Annotated in this window: 15 protein-coding genes; 7 read left to right on the forward strand and 8 right to left on the reverse strand. The window is 54.5% G+C overall.

Features of this window, described 5'->3' with window-relative positions; genetic code table 11:
* The first annotated feature begins 63 nt into the window (after window positions 1–63).
* The 7 genes from uhpC to fghA all read left to right on the forward strand — a co-directional run bounded on the left by uhpC (window position 64) and on the right by fghA (window position 8,118).
* On the forward strand, window positions 64–1,380 hold the full coding sequence (gene uhpC / locus OQV04_RS11145) for an MFS transporter family glucose-6-phosphate receptor UhpC (RefSeq protein ID WP_001312597.1): 1,317 nt from the start codon (window positions 64–66) through the stop codon (window positions 1,378–1,380).
* Window positions 1,377–2,408: an ABC transporter substrate-binding protein gene (locus OQV04_RS11150; protein ID WP_032280368.1), complete on the forward strand. Its 1,032-nt coding sequence runs from the start codon at window positions 1,377–1,379 to the stop codon at window positions 2,406–2,408. The genes uhpC and OQV04_RS11150 overlap by 4 nt, the downstream gene beginning before the upstream one ends.
* A 68-nt stretch (window positions 2,409–2,476) precedes the next feature.
* Entirely contained in the window at window positions 2,477–4,555 is a 2,079-nt protein-coding gene (locus tag OQV04_RS11155; RefSeq protein ID WP_096959983.1) for an ABC transporter permease, read from the forward strand.
* Between the two features lie 11 nt (window positions 4,556–4,566).
* Window positions 4,567–5,613 carry a ferric ABC transporter ATP-binding protein gene (gene fbpC, locus OQV04_RS11160; RefSeq protein WP_000078831.1) on the forward strand — a complete coding sequence of 349 codons (1,047 nt, stop codon included), beginning with the start codon at window positions 4,567–4,569 and terminating at the stop codon, window positions 5,611–5,613.
* Window positions 5,614–5,772: 159 nt separating this feature from the next.
* A complete protein-coding gene (frmR, locus tag OQV04_RS11165) occupies window positions 5,773–6,048 on the forward strand; it encodes a formaldehyde-responsive transcriptional repressor FrmR (RefSeq protein WP_001141271.1) in 276 nt (91 codons plus the stop codon).
* A gap of 34 nt (window positions 6,049–6,082) precedes the next feature.
* Window positions 6,083–7,192: an S-(hydroxymethyl)glutathione dehydrogenase gene (gene frmA / locus OQV04_RS11170; protein WP_032280366.1), complete on the forward strand. Its 1,110-nt coding sequence runs from the start codon at window positions 6,083–6,085 to the stop codon at window positions 7,190–7,192.
* A 92-nt stretch (window positions 7,193–7,284) separates the two neighbouring features.
* Complete coding sequence (gene fghA / locus OQV04_RS11175; protein ID WP_032280365.1) at window positions 7,285–8,118, forward strand: S-formylglutathione hydrolase; 834 nt, start codon at window positions 7,285–7,287, stop codon at window positions 8,116–8,118.
* A gap of 124 nt (window positions 8,119–8,242) precedes the next feature.
* On the opposite strand, the gene OQV04_RS11180 is transcribed toward fghA, so the two are convergent.
* The 8 genes from OQV04_RS11180 to OQV04_RS11215 all read right to left on the reverse strand — a co-directional run bounded on the left by OQV04_RS11180 (window position 8,243) and on the right by OQV04_RS11215 (window position 16,842).
* On the reverse strand, window positions 8,243–8,782 hold the full coding sequence (locus OQV04_RS11180; protein ID WP_001096705.1) for a DUF2058 domain-containing protein: 540 nt from the start codon (window positions 8,780–8,782) through the stop codon (window positions 8,243–8,245).
* 101 nt (window positions 8,783–8,883) lie between these two features.
* A complete protein-coding gene (mhpT, locus tag OQV04_RS11185; protein ID WP_032280364.1) occupies window positions 8,884–10,095 on the reverse strand; it encodes a 3-(3-hydroxy-phenyl)propionate transporter MhpT in 1,212 nt (403 codons plus the stop codon).
* Between the two features lie 476 nt (window positions 10,096–10,571).
* Complete coding sequence (gene mhpE / locus OQV04_RS11190) at window positions 10,572–11,585, reverse strand: 4-hydroxy-2-oxovalerate aldolase (protein ID WP_001013507.1); 1,014 nt, start codon at window positions 11,583–11,585, stop codon at window positions 10,572–10,574.
* The gene (mhpF, locus tag OQV04_RS11195) at window positions 11,582–12,532 is read right to left on the reverse strand and encodes an acetaldehyde dehydrogenase (protein WP_000044325.1); all 951 of its coding nucleotides are present in this window, start codon (window positions 12,530–12,532) and stop codon (window positions 11,582–11,584) included. Before mhpF ends, mhpE begins: the two co-directional genes overlap by 4 nt.
* On the reverse strand, window positions 12,529–13,338 hold the full coding sequence (mhpD, locus tag OQV04_RS11200) for a 2-keto-4-pentenoate hydratase (RefSeq protein WP_032280363.1): 810 nt from the start codon (window positions 13,336–13,338) through the stop codon (window positions 12,529–12,531). Before mhpD ends, mhpF begins: the two co-directional genes overlap by 4 nt.
* A gap of 9 nt (window positions 13,339–13,347) precedes the next feature.
* A complete protein-coding gene (mhpC, locus tag OQV04_RS11205) occupies window positions 13,348–14,214 on the reverse strand; it encodes a 2-hydroxy-6-oxonona-2,4-dienedioate hydrolase (RefSeq protein ID WP_000121896.1) in 867 nt (288 codons plus the stop codon).
* A 17-nt stretch (window positions 14,215–14,231) separates the two neighbouring features.
* Window positions 14,232–15,176: a 2,3-dihydroxyphenylpropionate/2,3-dihydroxicinnamic acid 1,2-dioxygenase gene (mhpB, locus tag OQV04_RS11210; RefSeq protein WP_021556541.1), complete on the reverse strand. Its 945-nt coding sequence runs from the start codon at window positions 15,174–15,176 to the stop codon at window positions 14,232–14,234.
* Between the two features lies 1 nt (window position 15,177).
* Window positions 15,178–16,842 carry a bifunctional 3-(3-hydroxy-phenyl)propionate/3-hydroxycinnamic acid hydroxylase gene (locus OQV04_RS11215; RefSeq protein ID WP_001007431.1) on the reverse strand — a complete coding sequence of 555 codons (1,665 nt, stop codon included), beginning with the start codon at window positions 16,840–16,842 and terminating at the stop codon, window positions 15,178–15,180.
* Window positions 16,843–16,854 lie beyond the last annotated feature (12 nt).

The raw sequence follows: 16,854 nt of genomic DNA on the forward strand, positions 1-16,854 counted from the left end.
AGTCTTAGGTATCCCGGATTTTCTCTCATCCCCTTTCACTTTCATTTTCATATAGTCAGCAACATGGAGACAACCATGCACGCGCGTTCAGCGAGAGAAATTAATCAATGCTACCGGACATTACGTCCGCGATTGCTGATGTGCATGATTATTGGCTACGCCGCATTTTATCTGACGCGAAAAAGCGTGAATTACGTCCTTCCGGCGCTACAAACCGACCTCGGACTGGATAAAGGCGACATTGGCCTGCTGGGTTCGCTGTTTTATCTCAGCTACGGATTGTCGAAATTTACCGCCGGACTGTGGCATGACAGCCACGGACAACGCGGTTTTATGGGCGTCGGCTTGTTCGCCACCGGGTTATTGAACGTGGTGTTTGCCTTTGGCGAATCACTTACGCTTCTGCTTGTGGTCTGGACACTGAACGGTTTTTTTCAGGGCTGGGGATGGCCACCGTGTGCCCGCTTGCTGACCCACTGGTACTCACGCAATGAGCGCGGTTTCTGGTGGGGCTGCTGGAATATGTCGATCAACATTGGCGGAGCGATTATTCCGCTGATTAGCGCCTTTGCCGCCCACTGGTGGGGCTGGCAGGCCGCGATGCTGACACCGGGGATAATCAGCATGGCATTAGGGATCTGGTTAACGCTACAACTCAAAGGCACGCCCCAGGAAGAGGGATTACCGACAGTTGGTCACTGGCGTCACGATCCGCTGGAGTTACGTCAGGAACAACAAAGTCCGCCGATGGGGCTGTGGCAAATGTTGCGCACCACCATGCTGCAAAATCCGCTGATCTGGCTACTGGGCGTCTCTTATGTACTGGTTTATGTGATCCGGATTGCGCTTAACGACTGGGGCAATATCTGGCTGACGGAAAGCCACGGTGTCAACCTGCTCAGCGCCAACGCCACGGTAATGCTGTTTGAAGTGGGCGGCTTACTCGGCGCGTTATTTGCCGGATGGGGATCGGATTTGCTGTTTAGCGGGCAACGAGCGCCAATGATTTTGCTGTTCACGTTGGGGTTGATGGTGTCAGTCGCCGCACTGTGGCTGGCACCGGTTCATCACTACGCTCTGCTGGCAGTGTGCTTTTTTACCGTGGGCTTTTTCGTCTTTGGCCCACAAATGCTGATTGGACTTGCGGCGGTGGAGTGTGGGCACAAAGCTGCGGCGGGTTCAATCACCGGATTTCTCGGCCTGTTCGCTTACCTTGGCGCGGCGCTGGCAGGCTGGCCGCTGTCGCTGGTCATCGAACGCTACGGCTGGCCGGGAATGTTCAGTTTACTCTCGGTCGCCGCAGTACTTATGGGTTTACTGCTGATGCCGTTACTGATGGCGGGCATCACCACCACTCACGCTCGAAGGATAAAACAATGAAAATGACCTTTACCTCTACTCTGATTGCTTCTGCCGTTGCGCTGGCGACTTTAACGGGTGCCGCGCAGGCAAAAGGCCGGCTGGTGGTCTATTGCAGCGCCACCAATGAAATGTGTGAGGCCGAAACCAAAGCGTTTGGCGAGAAATATGATGTAAAAACCTCGTTTATCCGCAACGGTTCCGGAAGCACCCTGGCAAAAGTCGATGCTGAAAAGAAAAACCCCCAGGCTGACGTCTGGTACGGCGGCACTTTAGACCCGCAATCGCAGGCTGGCGAGATGGGCCTGCTACAGGCGTATAAATCCCCTAACCTTGAGCAGATCATGGAGAAATTCCGCGATCCGGCAAAAGTGAAAGGGAATCTGTCCTCTGCCGTTTATGTGGGGATCCTCGGTTTTGGCGTAAACACCGATCGTCTGAAAGAGAAAAACCTGCCGGTGCCGAAGTGCTGGAAAGATCTCACCAAACCGGAATATAAAGGCGAAATTCAAATTGCCGATCCGCAAAGTTCCGGTACTGCCTACACCGCCCTGGCTACTTTTGCGCAGCTGTGGGGGGAAGATCAGGCCTTTGATTATCTAAAACAACTGAACGCCAACGTCTCTCAGTACACCAAATCAGGCATAGCCCCGGCACGTAACGCCGCCCGTGGCGAAACGGCGATTGGTATTGGCTTCCTGCATGACTACTCGCTGGAAAAAGAACAGGGCGCGCCGCTAGAGTTGATTTCCCCGTGTGAAGGTACAGGCTACGAAATTGGCGGCGTCAGCATTCTGAAAGGCGCACGCAACCTCGACAACGCCAAACTGTTTGTGGACTGGGTATTATCAAAAGAAGCGCAGGAACTGGCGTGGAAGAAAGGGAAGTCTTATCAGATCCTGACCAATACCATCGCCGAAACGTCGCCAAACTCACTGAAGCTCGACGACCTGAAATTAATCAACTACGACATGGACAAATACGGTTCCACGGATGTTCGTAAGGCATTGATTAATAAATGGGTTAGCGAAGTAAAAATGGGTAAATAAACCCGCATTAGGCGCATTTGCCGGGTGCAGCGCAGACGCCTGCCCCGGCCAACCATACCGGAACTGCTATGTCACAGACACTTGCACTCCATCCCGTGAAAAAGCGGGATGCGATTTTCCTTTGGGTTTTGCTGGGTTGGCTGGCATTTGTCCTGTTGCCGAGCTGGAGCCTCGATTATGGCCTGCTGGAGTCCACGAGTGATGAGATCCTCGGGGCGTACGGCTGGTCGCATTTTAATATCAGCTGGCTGTGGTATTTACTCCCGAGCCTGTTGCTGGTCCGCCCGTTTAGTGAGGCCACGCGCGACCAACGTAGCCGTCATTATTTCGATGCCGGCTGGGCATTGCTCTGTATGGCGTTTATCGTCATCAGCGCCACCGTGGTTGGACGCGGTTTAGGCTACGCCGCCATCGTGCTGTTTGTCGAACTAGGCGCGATTATGACGCTGGCCTTAACCCGCCTCGAATGGCTGGGTGGCGACCGCTTCGTGATCGGCTCACTGATTGCGATTGTGGCGCTGATTGGCATTTTTATCGTCTGGCCGAGCATCGCCATTTTTATCCCGATGTTCACCAACGACGCGGGAGAGTTCGCCCCGCTGGCGTTTATGACCGTGCTCTCGCAGGCACATATTGTTCAGGTGATCGTCAACTCTATCGTCTTGTCGATAGCGGTGGGGATAGGCTGTGCTTTCTTCGGCCTGGTGCTGGCGATTTATACCACGCGCATCGCTAAACGCAGCGCCATTATTGGTCGCATCTTTTCCATTTTGCCCATCGTTACGCCACCGTTTGTGGTCGGCTTAGGCGTGACGCTCATGATGGGGCGCTCCGGCTATGTTACGGAATTTATGGTGGAGTGGTTTGGGCTGACCAACACCAACTGGCTGTACGGTTTTACCGGGATCTGGCTGGCACAGGTTCTGGCATTCACGCCAATGGCATTTATGATCCTCGACGGGGCCATTAAAACCATTCATCCCTCGCTGGAAGAGGCCTCCTACACCCTGCGCGCCAGCCGCTGGCAAACCTTTAACGGCGTGTTTGTGCCGTTGTTGAAGCCCGCACTCGCCAATGCCTTTTTAATCGTCGTGGTACAGTCACTGGCTGATTTCAGTAACCCGCTGGTACTTGGCGGTAACTTCGACGTACTGGCGACGCAAATTTACTTCTATATTACCGGCTCGCAGCTGGATTATCAGGCCGCCAGCACCCTTGGCGCTTTCCTGCTGCTGTTCTCGCTGCTGGTGTTCTGCATCCAGTATATGTGGATTGGTAAACGCTCTTACGTCACGGTTTCCGGCAAATCCTACCGTGGCGACGTCCAGCCGCTACCGGTCACCCTGGTGTGGAGCGTGGTCGCCATACTTGCGATATGGATTGCCTTTAACGCCCTGCTCTACGGCAGCATTTTCTACGGCAGCTTCACGGTGAACTGGGGCGTGGACTACACCCTGACGCTGGATAACTTTATCAAGCTATTTGGTCAGGGAATGAGCGACGGCGCGTGGCCTTCACTGCTGGATACCCTGCTCTACGCCGGGATTGCCGCTCCCATTACCGCTATCTTTGGCCTGCTCATCGCCTGGGTGGTGGTGCGTCAACAATTCAAAGGCAAAAAGACCATCGAGTTCACCACCATGCTGTGCTTTGCCGTACCGGGTACGGTGGCGGGCGTCTCGTATATTCTCGCCTTTAACAGCGCTCCGGTTTATCTCACCGGAACGGCGGCAATTGTGATTATCTCGATGGTGATGCGTAACGTTCCGGTGGGTATTCGCGCCGGGATTGCGGGTCTGGGGCAGATCGACAAATCGCTGGATGAAGCCTCACTCAGCCTGCGCGCGGGTTCCTTGCGAACCATAACCCACATTTTACTGCCGCTGCTGCGTCCGGCCATTCTCTCGGCCCTGATCTACAGCTTTGTGCGGGCCATCACGACGGTCAGCGCCATCGTCTTTCTCGTCACGCCGGACACCCGCGTGGCAACCGCCTACATTCTTAACCGCGTTGAAGACGGCGAATATGGCGTAGCCATCGCCTATGGTTCGATTCTGATCGTGGTGATGCTGGCGATTATTTTCCTCTTTGACTGGCTGATCGGAGAAGCTCGTATCTCCCGTTCTAAAGCCAAAAACCAGGCGTAATGGAGCGCACTATGAGTCAGAAAAATTTTGTTGAACTGCGCAACGTCACTAAACGATTCGGCAGTAATACGGTTATCGACAATATCAATCTCACCATTCCACAAGGGCAAATGGTGACGCTGCTCGGTCCTTCCGGCTGTGGCAAAACCACCATTTTGCGTCTGGTTGCCGGGCTGGAAAAACCGAGCGAAGGGCAAATTTTTATTGATGGCGAAGATGTCACGCATCGTTCCATTCAACAGCGCGATATCTGCATGGTGTTTCAGTCATACGCTCTGTTCCCGCATATGTCGCTGGGTGAAAACGTTGGCTACGGGCTGAAGATGCTTGGCGTGTCGCGTAGCGAAGTGAAACAGCGGGTGAAGGAGGCGCTGGCAATGGTGGATCTGGAAGGCTTCGAGGACCGCTATGTCGATCAGATTTCCGGTGGTCAGCAACAGCGTGTGGCACTGGCCCGCGCGTTGATCCTCAAGCCAAAGGTGCTGCTGTTTGATGAGCCGTTAAGTAACCTCGATGCCAACCTGCGCCGCAGTATGCGCGATAAGATCCGCGAGCTGCAAAAGCAGTTTAATATCACGTCGCTCTACGTCACTCACGATCAAAGTGAAGCTTTCGCGGTGTCCGACACTGTGCTGGTGATGAATAAAGGTCACATCATGCAGATTGGCTCACCGCAAGATCTCTATCGTCAGCCAGCCTCCCGATTTATGGCAAGTTTTATGGGCGACGCCAACCTGTTCCCGGCGAACTTTAGCGAAGAGTATGTCGATATCTACGGTTATCGCCTGCCGCGCGCGGCGCATTTCCCGGCGCAAGGTAGCGGCACCGTCGGCGTTCGCCCGGAAGCCATCACCTTAAGCAATCACGGCGAAGAGAGTCAGCGTTGTGTTATTCGCCATGTCGCCTACATGGGGCCGCAGTACGAAGTGACCGTAGAGTGGCATGGACAGGAGATTTTATTACAAGTAAACGCCACCCGTTTACAGCCCGATATTGGTGAGCACTATTACCTCGAAATCCATCCTTACGGGATGTTTGTTTTAGCGGATGCGGCATAAAAATAGCACATAAACGGTCCCCATCTGTCTTGAGGGACCGTTCACCTGGTTAGGCTTCGGACAACAATTATTCTCCAGTGTTATATACTATAGGGGGGTATGTATCGACATATAGCATACCCCCCTATAGTATATTGCGTGCAGATGATGAGGTGCGAAATGCCCAGTACTCCGGAAGAGAAGAAAAAGGTCCTTACTCGAGTTCGTCGTATTCGGGGGCAGATTGATGCTCTGGAACGGTCGCTGGAGGGTGATGCCGAATGCCGTGCCATACTCCAACAGATCGCTGCCGTTCGGGGCGCGGCTAATGGGCTGATGGCAGAAGTGCTTGAAAGCCATATCCGGGAAACGTTTGACCGAAATGACTGCTACAGCCGCGAAGTCAGCCAATCCGTTGACGACACTATTGAACTGGTTCGTGCCTATCTTAAATAGCTGAATCTATTACCATATTGAGGAAGAGCGAGAGATGAAATCACGTGCTGCCGTTGCATTTGCTCCCGGTAAACCGCTGGAAATCGTTGAAATTGACGTTGCACCACCGAAAAAAGGTGAAGTGCTGATTAAAGTCACCCATACCGGCGTTTGCCATACCGACGCATTTACCCTCTCCGGCGATGACCCGGAAGGTGTATTCCCGGTGGTTCTCGGTCACGAAGGGGCTGGCGTTGTGGTTGAAGTCGGTGAAGGCGTAACCAGCGTCAAACCAGGCGACCATGTGATCCCGCTTTACACCGCAGAGTGCGGCGAGTGTGAGTTCTGTCGTTCTGGCAAAACTAACCTCTGTGTTGCGGTTCGCGAAACCCAGGGTAAAGGCCTGATGCCAGACGGCACCACCCGTTTTTCTTACAACGGGCAGCCGCTTTATCACTACATGGGGTGTTCTACATTCAGTGAATACACCGTAGTCGCGGAAGTGTCTCTGGCAAAAATTAATCCAGAAGCAAACCATGAACACGTCTGCCTGCTGGGCTGTGGCGTGACCACCGGTATTGGCGCGGTACACATCACAGCTAAAGTCCAGCCAGGGGATTCTGTTGCTGTGTTTGGTCTTGGCGCGATTGGTCTGGCAGTGGTTCAGGGCGCGCGTCAGGCGAAAGCGGGACGGATTATCGCTATCGATACCAACCCGAAGAAATTCGATCTGGCGCGTCGCTTCGGTGCCACCGACTGCATTAACCCGAATGACTACGACAAACCGATTAAAGATGTCCTGCTGGATATCAACAAATGGGGTATCGACCATACCTTTGAATGCATCGGTAATGTCAACGTGATGCGTGCGGCGCTGGAAAGTGCGCACCGCGGCTGGGGTCAGTCGGTGATCATCGGGGTCGCGGGTGCCGGTCAGGAAATCTCCACCCGTCCATTCCAGTTGGTCACTGGTCGCGTATGGAAAGGTTCCGCGTTTGGCGGCGTGAAAGGTCGTTCCCAGTTACCGGGTATGGTTGAAGATGCGATGAAAGGTGATATCGATCTGGAACCGTTTGTCACGCATACCATGAGCCTGGATGAAATTAATGACGCCTTCGACCTGATGCATGAAGGCAAATCCATTCGAACCGTAATTCGTTACTGATTGCCCGCAGGTATACCCCGTCCACTTCAGACGGGGTTCTTAATACTCTCCCCGGGCAGCCGTCCGGGGGATTAACCGTGAGATAATGACTGATGGAACTCATTGAAAAACATGCCAGCTTTGGCGGCTGGCAAAATGTGTATCGGCATTATTCCGCATCACTGAAATGTGAAATGAATGTCGGCGTCTATCTCCCGCCAAAGGCCGCAGGTGAAAAATTACCGGTACTGTACTGGCTTTCGGGCCTGACCTGCAATGAGCAGAATTTCATTACTAAATCGGGGATGCAGCGTTACGCGGCTGAGCACAACATTATTATTGTTGCGCCGGACACCAGTCCGCGAGGCAGTCATGTCGCAGATGCCGACCGTTACGATCTCGGGCAAGGTGCCGGATTTTACCTGAACGCGACGCAAGCGCCGTGGAATGAACATTACAAAATGTATGACTATATCCGCAACGAGCTGCCGGATTTAGTGATGCAACATTTTCCGGCAACGACCAGAAAGTCTATCTCAGGTCATTCTATGGGCGGGCTGGGCGCGCTGGTGTTGGCGTTACGTAACCCAGATGAATATGTCAGCGTCTCGGCGTTTTCGCCCATTGTCTCCCCATCGCAAGTACCGTGGGGACAGCAAGCCTTTGCCGCATATCTTGGTGAAAATAAAGATGCCTGGTTGGATTACGATCCGGTGAGTCTTATTTCACAAGGTCAACGCGTTGCGGAAATCATGGTTGATCAGGGGTTGAGTGATGATTTTTACGCGGAACAGCTGCGGACTCAAAATCTTGAAAAGATCTGCCAGGAGATGAATATCAAGACGTTAATCCGTTATCACGAGGGTTACGACCACAGCTATTATTTTGTCTCCAGTTTTATTGGCGAGCATATTGCCTACCACGCCAATAAACTGAATATGCGTTAATAATAGTGCACGACTGCCGGATGCGGCGTGAACGCCTTATCCGCCTACATTTCGCCCGTAAGCCGTAGGCATGATAAGACGCGCATAGCGTCGCATCAGGCATCTGCGCACGACTTATCTATGTTTACCACATCAAATCATCAGGCACTTTGAAGTCGGCATACGGATCGTCTTCATCCTGCTCTTCGGCACTGAGCGCGCTGTGCAACACAATACTGCTGGCATCACGCTGAGCAATTTTATCGGCAACGCTGGCGGGAATAATTGCGTATTCACCTTCGCTATTGTTATCGACCAACAAGCGGGCAATCGCCAGACGACCATTAATCAACTGCGCCTGTGTGAGCTTATCGACAAAAATCTTCTTAATCAGATTGCCGTCAGTGAAGTTAAAACCAATATCGCCATTGGCAATGGTGATCCGGTTCATTTCAATAAGCTGCTTCACCTGAGCTTTATATTCTTTCGCCAACGCCGCTTGTTTTTGCTGTTCGCTAAGCTGTTTATCACGCTCAAGCTGTGCCTTTTTATTTTCTTCTACCGCAGCCCGAGCTTCACGCGCCTGAACTCGCGATTTTTTCGCCGTTCTCTCGACCTTCGCCGCTTTTTTGCTGGTGACTAATCCTGCTTTGAGCAACTGCTCTTGTAAGGTAAGTTTTGCCATCTTTGTTTCCAAACCCGCTGAATAATTTTTAGCGAGTATACCTGTAAACGCCGTGGGTGTATTGGGGGCAAGTCCCTTTCGCCCCTGCTTAATAAGGCGCGTCAGGCATCGGCACACGGCTGCATTCTTGATCTCCGACTCATCAAAATAAACACTGCCACCCCTGCAACAAGAATACCCGGTGCAGAAGCGGCCATTACGCCGACCGTGCCAGTGCCTAATGCCAGCATTTTCCCGGCCAGTAACGGACCGCTCATAGCCCCCAGACGCCCTACCGCCACGGCTGTTCCCACACCTGTTGCGCGGATCTGCGAATTGTAAAACAACGGTGCCAGGGCATACAAAACGCTTTGCCCACCTGTCGCAAACAACCCCGCGACAAATCCCGCCAGCAACATACCGTTAAATGACGACACCGTTCCAAGCGCCAGCAGCGAAGCTAACATGCCGCTATAAATCAGTAGCGACATGGTTACTGGACGCAGCTTATCCATCAATGCGCCCAACATTAACGTCCCGCTCGCCGCACCCATTTGCAGTGCAAACATCACCCCTGCCGCCTGCGATGGCTGGAATCCTTGCTCCACCAAAAGCAGCGGTAGCCAGTTGATCAACATGTAGACCACCAGCAGAGTGAAGAAATAACACAACCACAGCAGCAGCGTCGCGGTTGCCGTTTCTGGCGCAAATAACGCACGCAGTGGTGGCGCAGCCTGTTTTTCGCCAGCGAAAACCGCCGACTCCGGCAGCCAGCGCATTAATAGCGGCACCAGAATCAACGGCACCACACCACCTACCCAAAACACCGTTTGCCATGCTAAGTTTGCCCCCGCGAAACCCAGTGTCGCCGCCAGCGCCGCGCCAATGGGAACACCGCAATACATCAGGCTCACTGCCGTCCCACGAAAACGTGGACCCGCGGCTTCAGACGTCAGGGCGATAAGATTCGGCAACGCCGCCCCCAGCCCGACACCGGTCATCAGCCGCGCAAAGACCAGTGAGGGGAAATCCCAGGCAATCGCCGTTGCCAGCGAGAACAAACCAAACAGCGCAACTGAGCCAATCAAAATGCGCTTGCGACCATAACGGTCCGCCAGCATTCCGCCAACCAACGCGCCGGGTAGCAAACCGAGTATTCCGGCGCTGAATATCCAGCCCATTTGCATTTTATCGAGTGCGAAAGCCTGGGCGATGCCACCCGCCGCAATGCCAGCCGCCTGAAGATCCAGCCCTTCCATCAGAGCGACCAAAAAACAAAGCCCGATAGTCAGCATCAGGCGGGATGAAGATGATGAAGGGGTACGAGTCGACATAAGATGAACCTCGTTGCGAGTGCAGGTGAATCGCGACTGATACATTGCCAGCCGCGTAATCAGAACTATTTAATGACTGCCTACGGGCGAAATGTAGGCCGGATAAGGCGTTCACGCCGCATCCGGCAGTCGTGTGCAGATGCCTGATGCGACGCTTGCGCGTCTTATCAGGCCTACAAATTCCCGCGCCATCCGTAGGCCGGATAAGGCGTTTACGCCGCATCCGGCAGTCGTGCGCAGATGCCTGATGCGACGCTAACGCGTCTTATCAGGCCTACAAATTCCCGCGCCATCCGTAGGCCGGACAAGACGTTTACCGCATCCGGCAGTCGGGTGCAGATGCCTGATGCGACGCTAACGCGTCTTATCAGGCCTACAAATTCTCACGCCACCCGTAGGCCGGATAAGGTGTTTACGCCGCATCCGGCAGTCGTGCTGGGATGGGCATACAAAATGCACGTTCTCGGCAGTCATCATTATTTGTTGTTGCGCAGATCCAGCGCCACGTCGACGATCATATCCTCCTGACCGCCAACCATTCGGCGTTTGCCCAGCTCAACGAGAATATCCACCGCGCTTAAGCCATAACGCGCCGCCGCCGTTTCACAGTGACGCAGGAAGCTGGAGTAAACACCAGCGTATCCCAGCGCCAGCGTTTCGCGATCGACTCGTACCGGACGATCCTGCAACGGACGCACCAGGTCGTCAGCGGCATCCATTAACGCATAGAGATCGGTCCCATGCTGCCAGCCCAGTTTATCCGCGGCGGCAATAAACACTTCCAGCGGCGCGTTACCTGCGCCCGCGCCCATTCCCGCGAGACTGGCGTCGATTCGGTCACAGCCCTCTTCCACCGCCGCGATAGAGTTCGCCACGCCAAGACTCAGGTTATGGTGAGCGTGCATGCCGGTTTGCGTTTCTGGTTTCAGCACTGCTTTCAGGGCGCGGAAACGGTCACGGATATCGCTCATGTTCATCGCACCGCCAGAATCCACCACATAAATGCAGGTCGCACCGTAGCCTTCCATCAGCTTTGCCTGCTTGGCGAGATTCTCCGGCGTGGTCATATGGCTCATCATCAGAAAACCAACGGTGTCCATTCCGAGCTCGCGGGCATACTGAATATGCTGGGCGGAAACATCAGCTTCGGTACAGTGCGTTGCCACACGAACCACCCGCGCGCCAGCCTGCCAGGCATTTTTCAGATCGTGAATAGTGCCGATTCCTGGCAGCAACAACGTCGCGATTTTGGCGTGCTTCACCACATCCGCCGCCGCTTCAATCCATTCAAGGTCGCTATGTGCGCCGAAACCATAGTTAAAGCTGGAACCCTGCAAACCGTCGCCATGGGCCACTTCAATCGAATCCACGCGGGCATCGTCCAGTGCTTTGGCAATCTGGCGAACGTTTTCCAGCGAATACTGATGACGAATGGCGTGCATACCGTCACGCAACGTGACGTCCGAGATATAAAGTTTTTTACCGTTCATGCCGCTTCTCCTGCCTTGCGCGCCAGTGACTGGGCCATTTTTTCCGCTGTCGCCAGCGCACTGGAAGTCATAATGTCGAGGTTGCCCGCATAGGCAGGCAGATAATGCGCTGCGCCTTCGACTTCCAGCCAGACCGCTGTTTTCAGTCCGGAGAATTGCCCCACGCCCGGTAAATTGACCGGTTTATCCTGCGGGATAACTTCAAACTGCACGCGCTGTTTCAGGCGATATCCCGGTACGTAAGCCTGCACCGCCTCAGCCATTTCATTGATTGAGGCTTCGATATCATCTTGTGAAGCTTCGTCGCTCAATACATACACCGTGTCACGCATCATCAACGGTGGCTCTGCTGGGTTAAGCACGATAATTGCCTTCCCTTTTGCCGCGCCGCCCACCACTTCAATGGCTCGGGAAGTGGTTTCCGTAAATTCATCGATATTGGCACGCGTGCCAGGTCCGGCAGATTTACTGGCGATAGAAGCGATAATTTCGGCGTAATGAACACGCACCACGCGTGAAACTGCCGCCACCATTGGAATGGTGGCCTGGCCGCCGCAGGTGACCATGTTGACGTTCAGTTGATCGACGTTCTCCTCGAGGTTAACCACCGGCACGCAGTAAGGGCCGATGGCAGCAGGCGTCAGGTCAATTAAGCGAATATCCGGTTTCGCTTCGCGCAAAGCGGCATCGTTTTTCACATGAGCACCGGCGCTAGTCGCATCAAATACAATGTCGATATCAGCAAATTCAGGCATGTTCATCAGCCCGATCACCCCTTCATGGGTGGTGGCGACGCCCATACGTCTGGCACGCGCCAGACCGTCGGACTGAGGATCAATGCCGACCATCACCGCCATCTCCAGATGCTGACCGTGACGCAAAATTTTAATCATCAGATCGGTGCCAATGTTGCCAGAACCGATAATGGCGACTTTACGCTTACTCATGACAGACTTCCTTTTGGGGCTGCGCTTGAAAATGTCGCAGCAACTGAACCTATGCCTTCAATATGGGCTTCAAAACGATCGCCCGCATTCACTGCCACCATCGGACCTAATGCCCCGGTAAGAATGATATCTCCGGCGCGCAGCGGTTCACCCAGACTGGCCATTTTGCGTGCCAGCCAGACGGCGGCATTAAGCGGATGTCCCAGGCATTCGCTGCCGCGCCCGCTGGAAACCTCTTCGTTATTACGCGTCATCTTCATGGCGCAGTTTTTCAGGTCTAACCCCGCCGGACGTTGCGCCGGACCGCCGATGACATACACCCCGCAGGAAGCGTTATCTGCCACGGTATCGACAAACTGAATCGACCAGTCGCGAATGCGGCTCCCCACCACCTCCAGCGCCGGAAGTACCCATTCAATGGCGTTATACAATTCGTCGAAGGTGATATCAGTTGCGGGTAAATCGCGGTTCAACACCAGTGCGATCTCCGCTTCAATGCGGGGTTGCAGAACACGGGAAAAAGGAATGGTTTCGTTATCGCCATAACACATGTCGGCAAATAAAGTCCCGAAATCCGGTTGATCAACGCCCAGTTGTTGCTGCACTTTCGGATGTGTCAGGCCCACTTTACGCCCCACCACGCGACGCCCCTGCGCAACGTCATATTGCACATTTATGTGCTGAATGGCGTAGGCCGCTTCAGCGTTATCGGTACCAATCAGATCGCGCAGCGGCGCAATCGCTTCGCCCTGCTCTGCGGCGCGGCGTAAATCCGCCGCCAGTTGCTCAAGAGTATGCTTCGTCATGACCGTTCCTTAAGCACGTGCGAGGAAATTCAGCACCAGTTGATTGAAAGCGTCGGCATGTTCCCACTGCGCCCAGTGACCACAGTCGCGGAAGATATGCAGTTCAGAACCGGCAATGCCGGACAGCAGACGCAGACCCGCATCCATCGGCACAAAGCGGTCGTTGCGCCCCCAGACAATCAGGGTTTGCGCTTTGATTTCCGCCAGACGTGGGCCAAAATCCGGGAACTGTTTCGGATTAGCTTCCAGGCTCTTAACGAAATTTTCCAGGTGATCGCGGCGCGACAGCATATTATTCAGGCGCGCTTCAAACAGGGCGTCGGTCAAATCGCTGGTATCAAAAACGAAGATATCCATCATCAGCTTCAGGTTTTCGATAGTCGGCTGACGATAAAGCTGATTCAGTCGCTTAATACCTTCGGTTGGCATCGGCGTAAACAAACTCATGCCGCCCGTACCGCCGCCCATCAGCACCAGTTTGCCGACGCGCTCCGGCCAGTTAAGGGTGAACGCCACAGAACTATGGCCACCCATCGAGTTGCCCAGCAGGTGGATTTTGGCGATATCCAGTTGATCCACCACGCTTTTCAGGATTCGTGCATTAAGATCCGATCGCGAACCACTATTAACGATCGAATCGCTCTTGCCCCAACCCGGACAATCCAGCAGGATCACCCGATAGCCCGCCTCTACCAGCGGATCGATATTGCGGCTGAAGTTCGCCCAGCCAGTAGCACCCGGGCCGGAACCATGCAGCAGGACAACGGTTTCGTCGCCTTGTCCGCAGTCATTAAAATGGATGCGCAGCGTTTTACCCGCTTCTTCTACATTCAGAAAACGGCTGGTGGCAGCTTCGGTTTGTGGCTGATAACTCATCATCTTCTCCTGCATATTCAGTTCTCTGTTCTGGCGCTTAACGAGCCAAATCCGGCAATCCACTCCGGGATTGGGCGGTAATAACGCCCTTCGCTACGCCAGTTGCCAAACGCAGAAATAGCGGCAAAAGCGGCGACCCAGGTTTTGATTTCATGTGTCGACTTTCCGGCAATGGCGGAAAGCTCTTCGTTACTGACGGCATCCAGTTCCTGTATGCGTCCCTGCTCCAGCAAAGTCATGAACTGGTTATCCCAAATCGGGTTGAGCGGATGCAGAGTTCTCTGATCCTCAACAAACTTCTCAGCGGCGCTAATCACCCTTTGCTGACGCAATTCGCGCTCACTGGCGGGTAAATCTTTCCCGCTCCCCAACAGACGGTCGCGCATATGGGCATCGGCTTTCGCCAGTTCGGGCACCGGCGGCTGATGGGAAAGCCCACCGGAACCCAGGAACAGCACGCGTTTATTGAGAGTGCTGGTGAAACGTCCAATGGCTTCACCCAACATGCGGGTACGCTGGAAACCGGGCAGCGGCGTGGCGACACCGTTGATGAACACAGGCAGAACTGGCACCTTATCCAGCCCACCGAGCAGGAACTCCAGCGGCTGGGCGAACCCGTGGTCCACCTGCATACAGTAAGAAACGGCAAGATCGATCCCGCTCTTCATGACGGCATGCGCACAGGCCTCCGCCAACTCCACAGGCACTGGCAGCTCTCCTGCCGCACTACCGAAATCACCAATTGCCGTCGCTCCAACGCCTAAACAGAACGGTGGCATCACGTCATAGAAAAAGCCGTTGTAGTGATCTGGCGCAAACAGCACCACCAGTTCAGGGGAGAAAGCCGCAATACGCTCGCGGGCGCTGGCAATCACGCCATCGACCTCATCGAGCACCTCTTGCGCCGGGTCGACATACCCCACCAGCGGCGAGTGGGAAAGACAGTGAAGATAAGCGTGCATATCAGGCTACCTTTTCGACAGAAACGTCGGCATCAGGGCGGGTCAGCGTCATCACCGACGCCAGTTTATTCAGGGTCTTGCCCAGGGTTTGCGGAATGGCGGTGGCGGCAACAAAGCGATCCGGGCGCATCACCACCAGCGAAGCATTGTGTTGCGCGAACCAGCTACGCAGGCGACCTTGCGTATCCCCCACGCGTAGTACGCCGTCGTGGTTATCCTGTGCGGTATGAATTTGCACTTCCGGCACCACCTGAATGAAGCGTGTGCCCAACGCGCGCCACTGCTGGATTTGCTCGTCGCTCATCCCCCACAGTGGATTGCATCCCCAGCCAATTACCGCGAAGTTCGCGCCGATCGCGTTATCGAGCAGCGTCACGTCGCCGTTTTCCAGCGTGACTTTCGGCTGAATAAACATCTTGCCGACCGGAGAGTGCTTCGCTTCGCCCTCACGCACCAGCGCACCGCCGTAATATTGCGGCATCGGCTTGAAGCGCATTTCGAGGAAGTAGCGTTTTACTGGCGGCAGATAATTCAGCAGCCAGGAAACGCCGTCACGTAACGTACCCTGCCAGCGTTTCGGCGGAGCCAGCACGTTGCCCGCCGTCACGGACAGGTCAATCATCGCTTTGGCGTGATCGCGACGTTCTTGTTGATAGGTATCGAGCAGCGCATCGCGGGCTTTCCCCTGGATAACCAACGCCAGTTTCCATGCGAGGTTAAAGGCGTCGCGCATGCCACTGTTATAGCCCTGCCCCTGCCATACCGGCATGATGTGCGCGGCATCGCCCGCCAGCAGTACGCGATCAATACGGAAACGTTGCGCCAGTCGCGCGTTGTGGGTGTAGACACGCTGGCGAATCAATTCAACATTGTCCGGATTAGGCAGCACTTTGCTTAACAGCTTGCGCATATTTTGCGGCTCACGCAGCTGTTCTTCGGTTTCTCCCGGCATCACCATAAATTCAAAGCGACGTACCGCATGAGGCAGCGCGGCAGAAACATACGGGCGCACCGGATCGCAACACAAATAGATATGCGGCGTACTTAACGGATCGTTGGCGATATCTACCACAATCCACTGATTTGGTGCAGTTTTACCTTCAAACGGCACATTCAGGGTGCGACGGACAAAACTTGCCCCACCATCACAGGCCACCAGCCACTGGGCTTTGACTATTTCCCGCTGCCCTTCTGCCGTTTTCAGGTGCAAGGTCACTTCGTCATCTTGCTGACTGAAGGCCTCCAGCTCGCGGGAAAACAAGCAGCGCACATTCGGAAAACGCGACACCCCTTCCAGCATCACCGCATCGACCTGCGGCTGAATAAAGGCGTTACGGCGCGGCCAGCCAAATTCATCGGTCATTGGCTGAATATCAGCAAAACAGCGGCCCTTCGGGGTGAGAAAACGCATCGCGTGCCACGGTGTAGTGTGCGGCAGAACATTATCGACCAGGCCAACCGACTGCATGGTGCGCAGCGCCTCGTCATCAATACCAATCGCACGCGGGTAGTCGATCAACTTATCGAGTTTCTCCACCACCAGCACGTCAATGCCCATCTGGCCGAGATAGTTCGCCATCATCAGCCCGACCGGACCGGCACCAGCGATCGCCACCTGAACGCTATGGTTAACAGCAGGCTGGATGTCAGGGTGTTGTATTGCCATTTCAGTACCTCA

It is taken from the genome of Escherichia sp. Lx600-2 (genome assembly GCF_036662595.1).
Taxonomy (GTDB): Bacteria; Pseudomonadota; Gammaproteobacteria; order Enterobacterales; family Enterobacteriaceae; genus Escherichia; species Escherichia coli.